The sequence below is a fragment of the Nonomuraea glycinis genome, from assembly GCF_035920485.1.
Lineage (GTDB): Bacteria > Actinomycetota > Actinomycetes > Streptosporangiales > Streptosporangiaceae > Nonomuraea > Nonomuraea glycinis.
In genome coordinates this window covers 6,521,559-6,538,602 of sequence record NZ_CP109166.1, presented here as the reverse complement: position 1 = coordinate 6,538,602, position 17,044 = coordinate 6,521,559, and the positions used below count along the sequence as shown (strand labels likewise).

The window sequence follows — 17,044 nt, the reverse complement described above, 5'->3', positions numbered from 1 at the left end:
ATGTGACTCACGCTCGTGGCGAACGCGCCGCACTGTGCGACCTGTTCGACTCGCTCGGCCCTGACGCCCCGACCCTGTGCGAGGGCTGGGACACCTATGACCTGGCGGCGCATCTGGTGCTGCGCGAGCGCAGACCGGACGCCATGCCGGGCATCGCGGTGCGGGCGCTGGCCGGTCACACCGCCACGGTGCAGCAGCGCATGAAGGCCAGGCACCCCTTCCCCGAGCTGGTCTCCCTGGTGCGCAAGCCCGGCGGAGTCTACGGTGCGCTGTCGTTCCTGGACACAGCGGTCAACACTCTGGAGTTCTTCGTCCACCACGAGGACGTCCGGCGGGCCCAGCCCTCCTGGGAGCCCCGCGAGCTGCCGGCCGACTTCGAGCAGCTCATCTGGAAGCGCGTGTCCGCCGGGGCCAAGACGATGCTGCGCCGCTCCCCCGTCGGCGTGGTGCTGCACTACCCCGGCGCGGTCGGCTCGCGGGCCGTGGTGCTCGGCGGCGCGAAGCAGGGCCCCAAGGTCGAGGTGATCGGCGGGGCGGGCGAGTTGCTGCTGTTCTGCTTCGGCCGCCAGGCGCACGCCAGGGTGGAGTACGCGGGCGAGCCCGAGTCGATCACCCGGCTGAAGAACGCCGGCTTCGCCGTCTAGCCGTCCGAGCCTTCTAGCCGTGCGAGTCGTCAAGCCGGTCGTCCGGGCCGTCTAGCCGTCAAGCCGGTCGTCCGGGCCGTCTAGCCGTCAAGCCGGTCGTCCGGGCCGTCTAGCCGTCAAGCCGGTCGTCCGGGCCGTCCAGCCGGTCGTCCGGGCCGTCTAGCCGGTCGTCCGATAGGTCTCCACCGACAGGTGGGCCTGCGCCAGCCGGCGCATGGCCGCCAGCAGCGTGTCGCCGAGCAGGGTGCCGATCACCACGACCTCCACGGCCCGCTCCCGGTCGGTCACGTCGCCCAGCACCCGCAGATCCACTCCGGCGGCCGTCTCGGCGGCGTCGGCGTAGTCGTCCAGCGCGCGCAGGATGTCGTCCAGGCCCAGCTCCAGGAGGCTCGCGAGCACGCCGACCATGGTCCTGGCGGCCTGGTGGCCGGCGGTGTCGTCCCATCCCCTGCGGGCCAGCAGGTCCGCCACGAGGCGCTCGGCCTGCCGGACGTGTTCGCCGGAGCGCTCGTCGTCGTGCGTCGTGACCGTCTTCTGGGCCACGCTCAGCAGCTCGGTCTTGGCGGTGCCGGGATCTTCCATGTGGTCGACGAGTTCGCGGATGGCGGAAATGCTGAGCCCGCCGTAGTCGGCGAGGGCTCGCACCAGTTTCAGCCGTTTGACGTGTGCCGAGCCGTACTCCGCCTGATTGCGGCCCAGCGGCCGGCCAGGGGACAGCAACCCCTCCCGGAGGTAGTACTTGATCGTCGGAACCGGAACCCCTGTGCCGGCACTCAGGTCCGCCATACGCACGACCGAAAACCCCCCTTTTGTGGTGGCTGGATAGTCTAGCCATGGATCGTGGAGAGTGCCGCTATCCACAGGCGCCCTGCCGTGGCCGCCACATCGCTGAACCTTCGGCTCAGAAGGCGCTCCCGTCCCGCGTTCAGGCCGTACGATGGGTGGGGAACAAGCCCCCCGGTTATGATCGAAAACATCTTCATAGAAGATGCCACTGATCGCCCAGATCCGGGTATATACGGCTGGGAATGGACTGCAGGAGGCCCCCCATGCAGGTCAAGAAGGTGCTCACGTACGTGGCTGTCGCGTTTGTGGTCTTTTACCTGTTCACCCGGCCGGCCGACGCGGCCGCCGCGGTCAACGGCGTGTTCGACAGCATCGTCAATGGAGCCGATCAGCTGGCTGTTTTCTTTACCAGTGTTCTGACCTGATCGGTGGTCCTGCCTGCTCAGTCGTGTTACGCAGGCAGGATGAGAGACCGTACAGGCACCGCCAAGCTCGACCCGTCCGATCCCGGCATCACTCGCATCTGCGAGCGGGCCGAGGTCGAAGAGGTGGAGCTGATCCGATTTCTGTACACCGACCACGGTGGCGTCATCCGTGGCAAGGCGGCATCCCGGGCACGGCTCGCGGATCGGCTCAGCAGCGGCATCGGGCACACCGTGGCCATGATGGCGATGAACATGCTCGACCAGCTCCAAGAGGTCGAGGACATGGGTCCGGTGGGCGAGGTGCGCATCGTTCCCGACCCGTCCACCTATGCTCCGCTCCCCTACGCGCCGGGAGCGGCGGTGATGCTGTCGGATCTGCGCCTGCCCGACGGCTCTCCCTGGGCCGCCTGCCCACGCACCTTCCTCAAGGACGCGATCGGCACGCTGGAGGCCGAGGGCTACACGCTGGAGGCCGCGTTCGAGCCGGAGTTCACGCTCGGCCGGCGGGTGCCCGACCCCGGTGGCGGCCTGGACCGGCTGGTGCCGATCGACGACGCACTGTGTTACGCCGGCCTCGGCTTCGACGCCGCCCACGACTACACGATCGCGCTCATGCGCGCCCTGCACAGCCAGGGCATGCAGGTCGAGCACTGCCACCCGGAGCTGGGCCACGGCCAGCAGGAGATGTCCGTACGGCACGCGCCCGCGCTGCGCGCCGCCGACAACCACGTCCTCTACCGGGAGACCGTCCGCGGCGTGGCCCTGCGCATGGCCCTGTGGGCCTCGCTGGCCCCCAAGCCGCTGGCCGGCCAGGCGGGCAACGGCGCCCATCTGCACCTGTCCTTGTGGAGCCAATCCCATAACCTTTTCGGCGGCGACAGCGAGGTGCGGGAGTGGTTCATCGGCGGGCTGCTCGCCCATCTGCCCGCGCTGACCGCGCTCACGTGTGGCAGTGTCAACGGCTTCCGCCGGCTGACGCCCCGGTCATGGGCGGGCGCCTACAACGTCTACGGGCCCGACAACCGGGAGGCGGCCGTACGCGTCTGCTCGCCGCTGGGGGACAGCGGTGAGCCCAACCTGGAGCTGAAGCCGTCGGACTCCTCGGCCAACCCCTACCTGGCGCTGGGCGCGGTCATCCACGCCGGCCTCGACGGCATCCGCCGCAAGCTCGACCCCGGCGAGGCGGTGGACGTCGACCCGGACACGCGCCCGGGCCGTTACCCCCGCCTGCCGGCCTCACTCGACGAGGCCCTGGACGCGCTGGAGGCCGACGAGCTGCTCATGGAGGCGCTGGGGCCGCTGCGCCGCAGCGCCTATCTGGCGGTGAAGCGCTCGGAGGCGACCGCGTTCGCCGCCGAGGACGCCTCCTACGAGCACTTCCACCACCTGCGCGTCTTCTAGCGGACCGGGTGGCCGGCCATCGCCAGGGTCCGCTTCACTTCGTGGATCTTCAGCGTGCCGAAGTGAAAGACGCTCGCCGCCAGCACGGCGTCGGCGCCTGCCGCGACGGCGGGCGGGAAGTCCTCCAGACGGCCCGCGCCGCCACTCGCGATCACCGGCACGCGGACCGCCGCCCGGACCGCGTGCAGCATCTCCAGGTCATAGCCGTTGAGCGTGCCGTCTCCGTCCATGGAGTTGAGCAGGATCTCGCCCACGCCCAGCTCCTCGCCACGGGCGGCCCACGCCACGGCGTCGATGCCGGTGCCGCGGCGACCGCCGTGCGTGGTCACCTCGAACCCGCTCGGCGTGCCCGGCGCCCGGCGCGCGTCCACCGACAGCACCACGCACTGGGCCCCGAAGCGCCGCGACGCCTCGGTGAGCAGCTCGGGCCTGGCGATGGCGGCCGTGTTGAACGACACCTTGTCGGCGCCGGCCCGCAGCAGCCGGTTCACGTCGTCCACCGAGCGAACGCCGCCGCCCACGGTGAGCGGGATGAAGACCTGCTCGGCCGTCCTGCGCACCACGTCGAGCATGGTCTCGCGCTCGCCCGACGAGGCGGTGATGTCGAGGAAGGTGAGCTCGTCGGCCCCCTCCTCGTCGTAACGCCTGGCCAGCTCGACCGGGTCGCCGGCGTCACGCAGGTTCGCGAAGTTGACGCCCTTGACGACGCGTCCGGCGTCGACGTCCAGACAGGGGATGACCCTGACGGCCACGGTCATGCGCGCATCGCCTCGATCTCGATCTCGATCAGCATCTTCGGGTCGACCAGCCCGGCCACCCGCACCCCGGTGCAGGCGGGGCGCACCTCGCCGAACACCTCGGCGATGGCCTTGCCGGCCAGGTCGAAGTGATGTTGATCGACGACGTAGTAGCGGACCATGACGACGTCCTCGACGGTCAGGCCGCCCTTGGCGACGGCCTCCAGGGCGATGTCGATCGCCGTCAGGCTCTGCCGGTAGGCGTCACCCGGGTGCCGGACCTCACCGGCGACGGTCGCCGTACAGCCGGAGACGATGACCCTCTCGCCCACGACCACCGCACGGGAGTATCCGTACTTTTCCTCCCAGATTCCACCCGAAAACACCCTCATTCCGGTGCTTTCCATGCTTGTACTGCCCATCACGCCCCCTCCCGACTCCTAAGCGCTCACTGTGGCCAGCGCGCTCTCCAGCGTGAAATTGCGGGCGTACAGGGCTTTTCCCACGATGGCGCCTTCCACGCCGTCCGGAACGAGACAAGACAGTGCGATCAAGTCATCCAGGGAGGAGACGCCGCCGCTGGCCACGACCGGCTTGTCGGTGCGGGCGCACACCTGCCGCAGAAGGTCCAGGTTGGGGCCGCGCAGGGTGCCGTCCTTGGTGACGTCGGTGACGACGTAGCGGGGGCAGCCGTCGGCCTCCAGCCGGTCCAGCACCTCCCACAGGTCGCCGCCGTCCTCGGTCCAGCCGCGGGCCGCCAGCGTCGTGCCGCGAACGTCCAGGCCGACCGCGATCTGGTCACCGTGTTCGGCGATGATCTTGCGGCACCAGGCGGGGTTCTCCAGCGCGGCCGTGCCGATGTTGACCCGGCGGCAGCCGGTGGCCAGCGCGGCGGCCAGGGAGGCGTCGTCGCGGATGCCGCCCGACAGCTCGACGTTCACGTCCAGCTTGCCGATCACCTCGGTGATCAGCTCGCGGTTGGAGCCGCGGCCGAAGGCGGCGTCCAGGTCGACCAGGTGGATCCACTCCGCGCCGGCCTCCTGCCAGGCCAGCGCGGCGGCGAGCGGCTCACCGAAGCCGGTCTCCGTCCCGGCCTCACCCTGCACGAGGCGCACGGCCTGGCCGTCCGCCACGTCTACGGCGGGGAGCAATACGAGGGACATCAGGTCCTCCGGTCGAAAGCGAGGGTCACGAGAACAGGAACGAGCAGCAAGGAGAAGATCAGCACGCCGAAGCTCAGCAGCGCCGACCCCCAGATCAGCCAGGCGAGCGCCTGGACGATCAGGAAGGCCAGCGCGACCACCGCGTTCTGGGCACGCTGACGGCGGGCGATCAGGCCGCCCTGCCGGGCGACGCGCACCGGGCGCGGGGTCAGGCGCAGGATCACCGCCCGGCGGCGGGCCCGGCGCGCCTGACGCTCCACGTTGCGCCGGATGGCCAGCGCACGCTCCGCCTCACGTGCGGAGCGGCGGTGCGCCCGCTCCTTACTCAACGGTGCCGAGCCAGTTTTCCAGCAGCGCGGCCCCGGCGTCACCGGACTTCTCCGGGTGGAACTGGGTCGCCATGAGCGGGCCGTTCTCGGCGGCGGCCACGAACGGCACGCCGTGCTCGGCCCAGGTCACCACCGGCTCGGCGAAACCGTCGCCGGGCCGCAGCTCCCACTCGCGCACGCCGTAGGAGTGCACGAAGTAGAAGCGGGTGGCGGGGTCGATGCCGGCGAACAGCACGCTGCCCTCCGGCGCCTTGACGGTGTTCCAGCCCATGTGCGGCAGCACCGGCGCCTCGAGCCGCTCGACCGTGCCGGGCCATTCGCCGCAACCCTCGGTCTCCACACCGTGCTCGACGCCCCGGGCGAACAGGATCTGCATGCCGACACAGATGCCCAGCACCGGCCGGCCACCGGCCAGCCGCCGGCCGATGATCTGCTCGCCACGGACGCCCTTGAGCCCGCTCATGCACGCCTCGAACGCGCCGACGCCCGGCACGACCAGCCCGTCGCAGTCGAGAGCCGCGTCGAAGTCGGCGGTGACGGTCACCTCGGCGCCCACCCTGGCCAGGGCGCGCTCGGCGGAGCGCAGGTTGCCTGAGCCGTAGTCCAGCACCACGAGCTTCTTCACCACCACAGCACCCCCGCCGTCACGGCCAGCACCGCACCGACGCCGCAGATCGCCGCGCCGATCTTGAGTCCCTGCTTGGCCAGCGAGATCACGCCGCCGATGAGGAACAGCCCGACGAAGACCAAGGCGATCGCGATCGTGTTCTCGGTCATAGGACGCCCTTGGTGCTCGGCACTCCCGTCGCCCTGGGGTCCGGCTCCGAGGCCGCCCGCAGCGCCCTGGCCAGCGCCTTGAACTGGGCCTCCACGATGTGGTGGGCGTTGCGGCCGTAGGGGACGCGTACGTGCAGGCAGATCGCCGCCTGGGCCACGATGGACTCCAGGATGTGCCGGGTCATCGTGGTGTCGTAGTCGGGGCCGATCATCGGCGCCATGCCCTCGGGCTCGGTGTGCACGAGATAGGGGCGGCCGGACAGGTCGACGGTCACCTCGGCGAGCGCCTCGTCCAGCGGGCAGGACGCATTACCAAACCGCCTGATGCCCGACTTGTCGCCCAGCGCCTCGCGGAACGCCGCACCCAGCGCGAGCGCGGTGTCCTCGATCGTGTGGTGAGAGTCGATGTGCAGGTCGCCCTCGGTCTTGACCGTCAGGTCGAACAACCCGTGCTTGCCGAGCTGCGCCAGCATGTGGTCGAAGAAGCCCACCCCGGTGGCCACCTCCAGCAGCCCGGTGCCGTCGAGGTTCACCTCGACCAGGACGGACGTCTCCTTCGTCGTACGCTCGACGCGACCTACGCGACTCACAGAATCCCCTCCAGCGCGGCACGGAAGGCCGCCATCTCCTCGCCGGTGCCGATCGACACCCGAAGCCATTGTGGCGGCCCGACCTCGCGGATGAGCACGCCCCTCGCCAGCAGCCCCTCCCAGACCGCGCGCCGGTCGGGGAACCGCCCGAACAGTACGAAGTTCGCGTCGGAGTCGGCGACCGTCAAGCCCTTGTCCCGCAGCCACCGGACCGTGTCGTCACGCTCCTGGCGCAGCGCGTCGACCGTCCCCAGCAGCTCCGCCCGGTGCCGCAGCGCCACCCGCGCCGCCGTCTGGGTGAGCGTCGACAGATGGTACGGCAGGCGCACCAGCAGCAGCGCCTCCACCACGGCCGGGTGCGCGGCCAGGTAGCCCAGCCTGGTGCCGGCCATGGCGAACGCCTTGGACATCGTCCGGGTGACGATCAGGCGCGGGTGCCGCGGCAGCAGGGTGAGCGCCGAGGGCGTGCCCTGCCTGGCGAACTCGGTGTAGGCCTCGTCCACCACGACCATGCCGGGCGCGGCGTCGAGGATCGCCTCGACCGTCGCCAGCGGCTGGGCCGTGCCGGTCGGGTTGTTGGGCGAGGCCAGGAAGACGATGTCGGGACGGTGCTCCCCGATCGCCGCGACGGCCTTGCCGGGGTCGAGCGAGAAGTCCTCCTCGCGCGTCGCCTTGATCCACTCGGTGTTGGTGCCGGTGGTGATGATCGGATGCATCGAGTAGGACGGCTCGAAGCCCAGCGCCGTGCGGCCGTGACCGCCGAAGGCCTGCAGGATCTGCTGGATGACCTCGTTGGAGCCGTTGGCGGCCCACACCTGCTCGGCGGCCAGGCCGTGCCCCAGATAGGCGGCCAGATCGGCCCGCAGGTCACCGGCGTCCATGTCCGGGTAGCGGTTGAGGTCGCACGCGCTGCGCCTGATCTCCTCAGCCAGGTCGGCGACCAGCTCCGGGGAGGGCGGGTAGGGATTCTCGTTGGTGTTGAGCCGGACCGGGACGTCGATCTGGGGCGCGCCGTACGGGCTCTTGCCCCGCAGGTCGGCGCGGATGGGCAGGTCGTCGAGGTTCACGAGGGCACCTGCCAGTCGAAGCGGGCGCGGACGGCCGCGCCGTGAGCGGGAAGGTCTTCGGCGTCGGCCAGGACGGACACGTGCGCCGCGGCCCCGGCCAGGGCCTCGCGGGTGTAGTCGACGACGTGGATGCCGCGCAGGAACGACTGCACCGACAGGCCGCTGGAGTGGCAGGCGCAGCCGCCGGTGGGCAGCACGTGGTTGGACCCGGCGAGATAGTCGCCGAGCGAGACGGGCGCGTAGGGGCCCACGAAGATCGCGCCCGCGTTGCGGATCCGGGCGGCCACCGCGGCGGCGTCCTCGGTGTGGATCTCCAGGTGCTCGGCGGCGTAGGCGTCGACCACCTTGATGCCGTCCTCGATCCCGTCGACCAGCACGATGGCCGACTGCCGCCCGCTGAGCGCCTCGGCGATCCGCTCGGAGTGCCTGGTCGCCGAGACCTGGCCGGGCAGCTCCTTCTCGACGGCCTCGGCCAGTTCCACGCTGTCGGTGACGAGCACGGCCGCCGCGATCACGTCGTGCTCGGCCTGGCTGATCAGGTCGGCGGCCACGTGCACCGGGTCGGCGGTGTGGTCGGCAAGGATCGCGATCTCCGTCGGGCCGGCCTCACTGTCGATGCCGATGCGGCCCTTGAGCAGCCGTTTGGCCGCGGTCACCCAGATGTTGCCGGGCCCGGTGACCATGGTCGTGGGCTCGCACTCCTCGGTGCCGTAGGCGAACATGGCCACGGCCTGGGCGCCACCGACGGAGTAGACCTCCTCGACGCCCAGCAGCGCGCACGCGGCGAGGATCGCCGGGTGCGGCAGCCCGCCGTGATCCTTCTGGGCCGGACTGGTGACGGCCAGCGACGGCACCCCGGCCTCCTGGGCGGGCACGACGTTCATCACCACGCTGGAGGGGTAGACGGCGCGGCCGCCGGGGACGTAGAGCCCCACCCGGTCGACCGGCAGCCACCGCTCGGTCACCGTGCCGCCGGGCACCACCTGCGTGGTGACGTCGGCCCGCCGCTGGTCGCGGTGGACCAGCCTGGTCCGCCTGATCGACTCCTCGAGCGCCGCCCGCACCTCGGGCCGCAGCTCCGCGAGCGCCCTGGCGATCGCCGCACGGGGCACCCGGGCGCGCTCGATCTCGACACCGTCCAGCTCGGCGGTCAGCTCCCGTACGGCTGCCGCCCCGCGATGGCGCACGTCCTCGCAGATGGACCGCACCCTCTCCAGGGCGGCCGTTACGTCGAGGTCGGCGCGGGGCAGCACGTCGCGCAGGTTCGCCGGAAGGGAACCTCGCATGTCGATACGGGAAATCACCCTCATAGTTTACGGAGTCCACCCGGTGAATCCTGTTCCGTCCACCATCCGGACACTGGCGTGGCGTGCCGCCTCGCTCCGGACCGCGACCAGGACGCCATCGGGAGACGGAGATTGACCAGGTCTTTTATAGCCTCTTGTCTTTTATGTCCGCTCCCGTACTCTTTGCGGATGGGAGTCTGGCTCGGCCCGAACGGCATCCTGGTGGAAGCGATCATGCTTGACGACCGGCCGATGCTGCGTGTCTCACATGTGGTCGACGGGCACCGCTACCTCCAGGGCTACTGCGCCTCGGTCGCCGAGCTCGGCCGGCACGGCGTCGACCTGGCGCAACTCGTCGAACAGCCCGCCGGCGCCGAGCGCCTGACCGGCTAGGGAGTGTGCGCGCGCGGAGCGGGGTATGGCAGCGTGCATGGCGTCGCTGCCGACCTACGCGCCGATGCTGGCCCAGCTCGGTCCGCTGCCGTCCGCCGACCAGGACGCGTGGGCCGTCGAGATGAAATGGGACGGCATCCGGGCCCTCGCCTACCTCGCCGACGGCGCCGTACGCCTCCTGTCACGCAACGGCAAGGACATCACCGCCGCCTACCCGGAGCTGCGGCTCATGGCGGGCGCCACCGGCCGCCGGCCGGCCGTCATCGACGGCGAGATCGTGGCCTTCGACGAGGCCGGGCGGCCCAGCTTCGGCGCCCTCCAGCCGCGCATGCACCAGCGCAACCCCCTCAGCGTCGCCGAGCTGGCCAGGACCGTGCCGGTGACCTTCATGGCCTTCGACATCCTGCACCTCGACGCCGAGTCCGGCGGCGCCCCGGGAAGCACGATCGCGCTGCCCTACACCGAGCGGCGCGAACTGCTGGAGACCACCTTCGTGCCCGGGTTCCGGTGGCAGGTGCCCGTGTGGTTCCACGACCACGTCCAGGACGCCTTCGGCTTCTCCCGGCGGCTCGGGCTGGAAGGGATCGTCTGCAAGCGGCTGACCTCCCCCTACAGGCCGGGCAAGCGCACCGCCGAGTGGACCAAGGTGAAGAACGTCAAGGCCGTCGAGGTGGTCATCGGGGGCTGGAAGCCCGGCAGCGGGCGGCGCTCCGGGACGATCGGCTCGCTGCTGCTCGGCTCGTACGACGACACCGGCCGGCTGCTCTACGTGGGGCATGTCGGCACCGGATTCACCCAGGCGATGCTCGGCGACCTGCACCAGCGACTGGCCCCGCTGCAGCGCGCCGACCCGCCCTTCGACGAGCCGGTGCCGCGTGAGTTCGCCCGCGACGCGCACTGGGTGGAGCCGGTGATGGTGGGTGAGGTGCAGTTCGCCGAGGTGACCGGGGACAACAGGTTGCGCCACCCCTCCTGGCGCGGCCTCCGCCCCGACCGCCACCCCCGCGACGTACGCGCGGCCGGCGACGAGGGACCAGGCGGCGCGTCAGCCGTCGGCTGAACGGGAGGGGCCAAGCGCTGGTCAGGCGTCGGCTGAGCGGCCGCCCGGCCGGCACCATCCCGGGCGGGCGGCCGGTGTCATCCCGGGCGGCCCGCCGACGGCTCGACCGTGCCGGTGGGGTCCGCCTGGGCCGGCTCGGTGAGGGTGCGGGCGAGCAGCCAGGCCAGCACCGGGAACGGCACCAGGCACGCCAGCGCCGCCCGCAACGACACCGCCTCCGCCACCGCCCCCACCAGCGGGCTGGCCAGCCCGCCCACGCTCACCGCCAGCCCCAGCGTGACGCCGCCCGCCGTGCCCACCCGCCGCGGCAGGAAGTCCTGCCCCAGCGTCACATGCAGGGAGAACGGCGCGTACAGGGTGATCGACGCCGCCGCGATGAAGACGTACGCTCCGAATCCCGGCGCCAGCACCACCCCGGCAACGGCGGGAACGGCGGCCGCGTACGCCAGGCGCATCGTGCGCACCCGGCCCCAGCGGGCGGCCAGCCTGCCGCCCAGCACCGTGCCCACGGCGCCCCCGGCGAACAGCACGAACAGCGCCACCGCCCCCGCCGCCCCACCCCCGAGGTACAGGGCCACGAACGTGCTCAGCCCGACGTACACCACCGACCGGAAGACGATCACGAGGGACAGGCGGACGAACGACGGCCAGTCGTCGCGGCCGGAGGGCGGCGCCGCGCGGTCCGCCTCGCCCGGCCCGGCCAGGGCGCGGATGACGGTGAGCGACAGCAGCGCGCCCGCCACGGCGGGGATCACCAGGTACGGCGACGCGCCCAGCCCGCCGGCCGCCAGCAGCGGCGTGACGAGGATCGGCGCGGAGGCGAACCCCAGGGTCCCGCCGAGCGAGAACCAGCTCATCCGCACGTGACTGCCCCGGCTGGCGATCCTGGCCAGGCGGGCCGACTCCGGGTGGTAGGCGGCCACGCCGAGCCCGGACAGCGCCACGGCCAGCCAGGTCAGCGCGTACGAGCCCGCCACGCCGCTGAGCGCCACCCCGAGCCCCGCCGTGGTCATGCTGACCGGGATGAGCCACGGCATCCGCCACCGGTCCGTCAGCGCGCCGAAGACCGGCTGGACGACCGACGACAGCAGCGTGGCGGCCAGCACGACGCCCGAGACCGCCACGTACCCGTAGCCGCGCCCGGCCACGAGGAACGGCACCAGCGCCGGCACCGCCCCCTGGTAGACGTCGACGCAGGCGTGCCCGGCCGCGAGGATCGTGATCCGGCTCGTCTTCACGTTCCTGATGGTGGCCCGCGCCCGCCCTGGCTCGCTTCCGATAAAATGCCAATTCATGCCGGAAATTCGCCATCTCCCGCAAGCACCCACCGGCCGGCGCCCGCTGGCGCCCGGCGGCGGCATCGACGCCCACCGGCACGACACCCACCAGATCGTGTACGCCTGCAGCGGCGTGCTGTCGGTCACCACCGACGCCGGGACGTGGGTGGCCCCGGCCAGCCGGGCGATCTGGATCCCGGCCGGCACCGTGCACGAGCACCGCGCCCACGGCAATACCGACCTGCGCCTGGTGGGCCTGACCGGCGACCCGCTCGGCCTGGCCAGGCCCGCCGTGCTCGCCGTCGAGCCGCTGCTGCGCGAGCTGATCATCGCCTACACGGCCGACCCCGGCGACGGCGCGGAGCGGGACCGGCTGCTCGGCGTCCTGCTCGACCGGCTGCGCCGCTCCCCCGAGCGGCCGTTCCACCTGCCGACCGCCCGGGATCCACGGCTGGTGGCGGTCTGCGCGATGCTGGACGACGATCCGGCCGACGGGCGCACCCTCGCCCAGTTCGCCGCCCGGGCCGGCACCAGCGACCGGACGCTCGCCCGGCTGTGCCGCGCCGAGCTCGGGATGACCTTCCCGCAGTGGCGCACGCAGCTGCGGCTCCAGCGCGCGCTGCTGCTGCTCGCCGACGGGGTGAGCGTGACGGCCGTCGCGCACCGCTGCGGCTGGGCCTCCGCCAGCGCTTTCATCGACGTGTTCCGGCGGGCGCTCGGGTACACCCCCGGCCGCGCCTTTACATTGTAGATTCGCTACACTGGGATTCTGTGAGCAAGAAGAGCAAGGGTGGCGGCACTCCCGCGACCGCGGCGCTGACCAGGGCCGCGGCGGAGTTCACCCTGCACCCCTACGAGCACGATCCCGCCGCGCAGGCCTATGGCGAGGAGGCCGCCGACGCGCTCGGCGTGCCGTACGAGCGGATCTTCAAGACGCTGGTGGCGGAGCTGGAGAGCGGGCTCGCGGTGGCCGTCGTGCCGGTGTCCGGCAAGCTCGACCTCAAGGCGCTCGCCGCGGCGCTCGGCGGCAAGCGGGCCGCCATGGCGGAGGCGGCCAAGGTGGAGCGGGTCACCGGCTACGTGGTGGGCGGGATCAGCCCGCTCGGGCAGCGCAAGCGGCTGCCGACCGTGGTGGACTCTTCGGCGCTGGAGTTCGGCACGATCTTCTTCTCGGCGGGCAAGCGCGGCCTGCAGATCGAGACCGCGCCCGCCGACCTCATCCGCCTCACCGAAGCCGTGACCGCCCCCATCGGCAAGCCCTCCTGACCGCACGCCCCACCGCACCCGGCGGCACGCCCGCCGGACCTGGCCGGTCACCGCGCTCGGCGGCACGCCTCGGTCATCGGTGGTGGCTGTCGCGTCGCACGCGGTCCGGTCTGTGCTCCCGTCGTGGGCGTGGGTGCTGATGCCTGATGTGCGGCCGCTGTCGGCGTACCCGTGGATGGTCGCGAGAGGCCCGTGGGTGGTCGGGGCGGGCCCGGCGTGGGGGCGCGCCGCGCGACTGCCCGGCGTCCGGGTGCTCGCGGCGCGCCCGCGCTTGGCCGCGACCCCGGTCCGGCCGCCCCAGCAGCCACTCGAACAGCCCGCCGGGCCGCCGGGAGTGCGCCCGGTGTCCCCCGCGGCGACCGCCCCGCGCCTCACGCTCCTCGCGTTCCTCGGCCTCTTTCAGCCCCGGCGTGTGCCCGCCGCCGAAGCGGGACATGTCCGGTCCGGGGAAACCCTTCGCCTCGGTGTCGCGCAGCGCGGCGCTCATGGAGTCCACCCAGATCGGCCCCGGCAGCGAGGCCCCCTGCACGGAGCCGTAGTACTCGTCGCCGATCTGCACCCCCGTCAGCGGATGCTTGTAGGAGCCGCGGATGTCGCCGACGCTGACCGCCGCCGCCAGGTTCGGGGTGTAACCGGCGAACCAGGCCGAGGTGTAGCCGTTGTTGGTGCCGGTCTTGCCCGCCGCCGGCCGGCCGATCCCCTGCCCCCGCATCGTCCCCTTGTCGAAGACGCCCTCCAGCACGTGGTTGACCGCGTCTGCCACCTCCCGCTCGATCACCCGGTGGCAGGCCGGTGACACGCGGGTACGCCGGCCGTCCCTGTCGGCGATCTCCAGGATCGCGAGCGGCCGGCAGTATCTGCCCCGGGCCGCGAACGTCGCGAAGGACGCCGCCACCGTCAGCGGGTCCATCTCGTTCACGCCCAGCGTGAACGTGGGCACCTCGCGCAGCGGTGTGCCGTCGGCCCGCCTGATGCCGAGCGCACGGGCCGTCTTGACCACGTTGCACAGGCCGACCTTGCGCTCCAGCATCATGTAGAAGATGTTGACCGACTTCCAGGTACCGGTCTCGATGCTGTGCGGGCCGCCCTCGCCCTCGCCGCTGGCGTTGTGGATGGTCGTCCCCGGCGCGTTGACGGGCCGGCCCTTGCAGTCGCGGTAGCCGTCGCCGGGCACCAGCGCCCCCGGCGTGTCGAAGCCGTCACCGAACTTCCAGCCCTGCTTCAGCGCCGTGGCCAGGGTGAACACCTTGAACGTGGACCCGGCCTGCAGACCCTGGCCGCCGCCGTGCCGTACGTCGGCGGCGAGGTTGAAGGTCGTCCTGGGCCCGTTCTTGCTGTCGCCCGGGTTGCGGCCGAACCCCTTGCTCGCCGCCATCGCCCTGATCCAGCCCGTGCCCGGCTCCACCATGGCCTCGGCGGCCACCTCGGTGTCCATCGGCGCCACCCGCTGCCGGATCGCCCGCTCCGCCGCCTTCTGCGCCACCGGGTCCAGGCTGGTCCTGATCACCAGCCCGCCGTTGGCCAGCCGCGCCCGCCGGATCGCCGGCGTGCCGCCGAACACCTGGTTCGTCATCAGCTCGCGGTGCACGTACAGGCAGAAGTACGGATGCTCGCTCTGCGCGCAGCCGCCGGGCTCGGGGCGCAGCTTGATGGAGAGCCGGCTCCGCTTGGCGCGCGCGGCCTGCTCCTGGGTGATCAGGCTCAGCCCGGCCATCCGGTCGAGCACGAGGTCGCGCCGCGTCTTCAGCTTCGCCCGGTGGGCGTCGCCGAGCGAGGGATCGGTCGAGTACGGAGTCCGTACGGCGCCCGCGAGCGTGGCCGCCTGGGTGAGCGTGAGGCCGGCGGCCGTGGTGGAGAAGAAGCGCCTGGCCGCCGCCTCGATGCCGTGCGCACCGGCACCGAAGTAGGCGATGTTCAGATATTTCTCCAGAATCTCGTCCTTGCGGTACTTCTTCTCCAGAGCCAGCGCGAGACGGAGTTCGCTGATCTTGCGGGCCATGCTGGGCGCGCGGGCGCGGTCCCGCTCGGCGTCGGTGCGCGAACTCTCCACCAGGATGTTCTTCACCAGTTGCTGGGTGAGCGAGGAGCCGCCCTGCCTGATGCCGCCCGCCTGGGTGTTGGTGAGCAGTGCCCGGAGCGTGCCGATCACGTCGAGCCCGCCGTGCTCGTAGAAGCGGGCGTCCTCGATGGCCACGATCGCCTGACGCATCACCGGCGCCACCTTGGCCAGCGGCACCGCCGTCCGGTTCGCCTCGTAGAACTGGGCGAACGTCCGGCCGTGGATGTCGACCAGCCTGGTCACCTGTGAGAGAGGCTCCTCGCGGGGCGCCGGTGGCAGGTCGAGGAAGGTGGTCGCGACGTTCTTCGTGGCGAGTCCTGCCCCGCTGACCACGGGAGCGGCCATCGCCGCCACCAGCACCCCGCTGAGCGCCCCCGCCACCCCGAGCCAGGTGATGGATTTCAGCACAGTCACGCAGATGATCTGCTTCAAGAAGATCAGCGGGAAACGCCCGGCTGTTGATTCTTTACTGTCCTCGGCGGATGTTCAGACCGAGCGACTCGAACTGCTCGAACGGCTGGTGGTAGCCGCGCTCGATGTGGTGCACGCCGCGCAGCGTGGACGGCCCGTCGGCCACCGCGGCGGCCAGCACGGCGGAGAAGCCCGCCCTGATGTCGGGCAGCGTCACGTCGGCGCCCTTGAGCTGCGAGACGCCCCGCACCACCGCCGAATGCCGGGCGTTGGTGTCGTGGTAGCGGCAGGCCGGGCCGCCGAGGCACTGGTCGAAGACCTCGATCTCGCAGCCCATGCTCTTCAGCGCCGGAACGTACACCAGGCGGTTCTCGAAGACGGTCTCGTGCAGCACCGACATGCCCTGGCTCTGCGTGAACAGCACCATGAGCGGCGTCTGCCAGTCGGTCATGAACCCGGGGTGGGTGTCGGTCTGCACGGCCGCGGCGCGCAGGCCCTCGGGCGGGGCGGTCGCGCACAGGTATTCGTCGTTGATGGCGAACTGGGCGCCCATCCTGGCCAGCGTGGTGATCGCGGTGACCAGGCGGTCCTGCGGGCAGCCGTGCACCCGCACCTCACCACCGGTGATCAGGCCCGCGACCAGGTAGGAGAACGCCTCGATGCGGTCGCCGGCCAGCCAGGTGGAGGCGCCGCGCAGCCGCTCGACCCCCTCGATCACGATCCTGCGGTCGGGCGACAGCTCGATCCTGGCGCCCATCCGCTGCAGGAACAGCGCGAGCTCCACGACCTCGGGCTCCATCGCGGCGTTCTTCACCACGGTCTTGCCCTCGGCCAGCACGGCCGACATCAGGATCGTCTCGGTCGCGCCCACGCTCGGGTACGGCAGCTCCAGCCGGGTGCCGTTGAGCCGCTTGGCCTTGGCGAAGATGCCGGTGTCGCCGACCTCCACCTCCGCGCCCATCGCCCGCAGCGCCTCGACGTGGAAGTTGACCGGCCGCCGCCCGATCGGGTCGCCGCCCACCAGCGGCACGAACGCCTCCCCGGCCAGGTGCAGCAGGGGGCCCAGCATGAGGATCGGGATGCGGTTCAGCCCGGTGAACGCGTCGGGCACCCGCGGCCTGATCTCCGGGCCCGGTTCGATGCGGATCTCCGTACGACCGATCTCCACGTTGATGCCCAGGGCGGTGAGCATGTCAGCGGTGATGCCCACCTCGCCCACTTCGGGGGCGTTGTGGATCGTGCTTTCGCCGCTGCCCAGCATGGCGGCCACCATGTGCTTGGACACGCCGTTCTTGGAGCCGCGCACGACGACGTCGCCTCGCAGCGGGCCAGAGGGTTCGATGTGCCAGAGCTTTTCTTCAATCACGAAGTGA

General features: G+C 71.6%; 20 protein-coding genes. 7 read left to right on the top strand and 13 right to left on the bottom strand.

All coding sequences use genetic code 11. The features are described 5' to 3' along the window. The first annotated feature begins 2 nt into the window (after nt 1-2). On the top strand, nt 3-644 hold the full coding sequence (locus tag OHA68_RS30745; RefSeq protein ID WP_327103361.1) for a TIGR03085 family metal-binding protein: 642 nt from the start codon (nt 3-5) through the stop codon (nt 642-644). Nucleotides 645-803: 159 nt separating this feature from the next. On the opposite strand, the gene OHA68_RS30740 is transcribed toward OHA68_RS30745, so the two are convergent. Beyond that, on the bottom strand, nt 804-1,430 hold the full coding sequence (locus OHA68_RS30740) for a MerR family transcriptional regulator (protein ID WP_189140000.1): 627 nt from the start codon (nt 1,428-1,430) through the stop codon (nt 804-806). A gap of 263 nt (nt 1,431-1,693) precedes the next feature. Here OHA68_RS30740 and OHA68_RS30735 point away from each other — a divergent pair, with 263 nt between their 5' ends. Both OHA68_RS30735 and OHA68_RS30730 read left to right on the top strand, forming a co-directional pair. After that, complete coding sequence (locus OHA68_RS30735; RefSeq protein ID WP_189139999.1) at nt 1,694-1,855, top strand: hypothetical protein; 162 nt, start codon at nt 1,694-1,696, stop codon at nt 1,853-1,855. A gap of 39 nt (nt 1,856-1,894) precedes the next feature. Then, nucleotides 1,895-3,256 carry a glutamine synthetase family protein gene (locus tag OHA68_RS30730; RefSeq protein ID WP_327103360.1) on the top strand — a complete coding sequence of 454 codons (1,362 nt, stop codon included), beginning with the start codon at nt 1,895-1,897 and terminating at the stop codon, nt 3,254-3,256. On the opposite strand, the gene hisF is transcribed toward OHA68_RS30730, so the two are convergent. From hisF to hisD, 9 genes are read right to left on the bottom strand one after another with little or no spacing between them, the layout of a single operon-like run. Beyond that, a complete protein-coding gene (gene hisF, locus OHA68_RS30725) occupies nt 3,253-4,014 on the bottom strand; it encodes an imidazole glycerol phosphate synthase subunit HisF (protein ID WP_189139997.1) in 762 nt (253 codons plus the stop codon). The two genes, OHA68_RS30730 and hisF, sit on opposite strands and share 4 nt — an antisense overlap. Continuing rightward, nucleotides 4,011-4,385: a Rid family hydrolase gene (locus tag OHA68_RS30720; protein ID WP_225277471.1), complete on the bottom strand. Its 375-nt coding sequence runs from the start codon at nt 4,383-4,385 to the stop codon at nt 4,011-4,013. The genes hisF and OHA68_RS30720 overlap by 4 nt, the downstream gene beginning before the upstream one ends. Before the next feature lie 48 nt (nt 4,386-4,433). Continuing rightward, on the bottom strand, nt 4,434-5,156 hold the full coding sequence (priA, locus tag OHA68_RS30715; RefSeq protein WP_189139996.1) for a bifunctional 1-(5-phosphoribosyl)-5-((5-phosphoribosylamino)methylideneamino)imidazole-4-carboxamide isomerase/phosphoribosylanthranilate isomerase PriA: 723 nt from the start codon (nt 5,154-5,156) through the stop codon (nt 4,434-4,436). After that, nucleotides 5,156-5,485, bottom strand: coding sequence for a hypothetical protein (locus OHA68_RS30710; protein ID WP_189139995.1), 330 nt, complete (start codon nt 5,483-5,485; stop codon nt 5,156-5,158). The genes priA and OHA68_RS30710 overlap by 1 nt, the downstream gene beginning before the upstream one ends. Further along, complete coding sequence (hisH, locus tag OHA68_RS30705) at nt 5,478-6,113, bottom strand: imidazole glycerol phosphate synthase subunit HisH (RefSeq protein WP_327103359.1); 636 nt, start codon at nt 6,111-6,113, stop codon at nt 5,478-5,480. Before hisH ends, OHA68_RS30710 begins: the two co-directional genes overlap by 8 nt. Beyond that, a complete protein-coding gene (locus OHA68_RS30700; RefSeq protein WP_189139993.1) occupies nt 6,107-6,262 on the bottom strand; it encodes a hypothetical protein in 156 nt (51 codons plus the stop codon). Before OHA68_RS30700 ends, hisH begins: the two co-directional genes overlap by 7 nt. After that, entirely contained in the window at nt 6,259-6,852 is a 594-nt protein-coding gene (gene hisB / locus OHA68_RS30695; protein ID WP_189139992.1) for an imidazoleglycerol-phosphate dehydratase HisB, read from the bottom strand. Before hisB ends, OHA68_RS30700 begins: the two co-directional genes overlap by 4 nt. Next, a complete protein-coding gene (locus tag OHA68_RS30690; RefSeq protein ID WP_327103358.1) occupies nt 6,849-7,919 on the bottom strand; it encodes a histidinol-phosphate transaminase in 1,071 nt (356 codons plus the stop codon). Before OHA68_RS30690 ends, hisB begins: the two co-directional genes overlap by 4 nt. Then, entirely contained in the window at nt 7,916-9,223 is a 1,308-nt protein-coding gene (hisD, locus tag OHA68_RS30685) for a histidinol dehydrogenase (protein ID WP_327103357.1), read from the bottom strand. Before hisD ends, OHA68_RS30690 begins: the two co-directional genes overlap by 4 nt. 171 nt (nt 9,224-9,394) lie before the next feature. On the opposite strand from hisD, the gene OHA68_RS30680 reads away from it, so the two are divergent. Next, nucleotides 9,395-9,598, top strand: coding sequence for a hypothetical protein (locus OHA68_RS30680; RefSeq protein WP_189139989.1), 204 nt, complete (start codon nt 9,395-9,397; stop codon nt 9,596-9,598). A 25-nt stretch (nt 9,599-9,623) separates the two neighbouring features. After that, entirely contained in the window at nt 9,624-10,658 is a 1,035-nt protein-coding gene (gene ligD / locus OHA68_RS30675; protein ID WP_327103356.1) for a non-homologous end-joining DNA ligase, read from the top strand. Nucleotides 10,659-10,735: 77 nt separating this feature from the next. Here the strand turns inward: ligD and OHA68_RS30670 are convergent, their stop codons facing one another. Further along, nucleotides 10,736-11,896 carry an MFS transporter gene (locus OHA68_RS30670; RefSeq protein WP_327103355.1) on the bottom strand — a complete coding sequence of 387 codons (1,161 nt, stop codon included), beginning with the start codon at nt 11,894-11,896 and terminating at the stop codon, nt 10,736-10,738. Between the two features lie 55 nt (nt 11,897-11,951). Here OHA68_RS30670 and OHA68_RS30665 point away from each other — a divergent pair, with 55 nt between their 5' ends. Both OHA68_RS30665 and ybaK read left to right on the top strand, forming a co-directional pair. Further along, complete coding sequence (locus tag OHA68_RS30665) at nt 11,952-12,686, top strand: helix-turn-helix transcriptional regulator (protein ID WP_327103354.1); 735 nt, start codon at nt 11,952-11,954, stop codon at nt 12,684-12,686. A 20-nt stretch (nt 12,687-12,706) separates the two neighbouring features. Next, nucleotides 12,707-13,201: a Cys-tRNA(Pro) deacylase gene (gene ybaK / locus OHA68_RS30660; RefSeq protein WP_189139986.1), complete on the top strand. Its 495-nt coding sequence runs from the start codon at nt 12,707-12,709 to the stop codon at nt 13,199-13,201. A 73-nt stretch (nt 13,202-13,274) separates the two neighbouring features. Here the strand turns inward: ybaK and OHA68_RS30655 are convergent, their stop codons facing one another. Both OHA68_RS30655 and murA read right to left on the bottom strand, forming a co-directional pair. Further along, nucleotides 13,275-15,674: a transglycosylase domain-containing protein gene (locus OHA68_RS30655; protein ID WP_327103353.1), complete on the bottom strand. Its 2,400-nt coding sequence runs from the start codon at nt 15,672-15,674 to the stop codon at nt 13,275-13,277. Between the two features lie 52 nt (nt 15,675-15,726). Then, nucleotides 15,727-17,037 carry a UDP-N-acetylglucosamine 1-carboxyvinyltransferase gene (gene murA / locus OHA68_RS30650; protein WP_225277468.1) on the bottom strand — a complete coding sequence of 437 codons (1,311 nt, stop codon included), beginning with the start codon at nt 17,035-17,037 and terminating at the stop codon, nt 15,727-15,729. Nucleotides 17,038-17,044 lie beyond the last annotated feature (7 nt).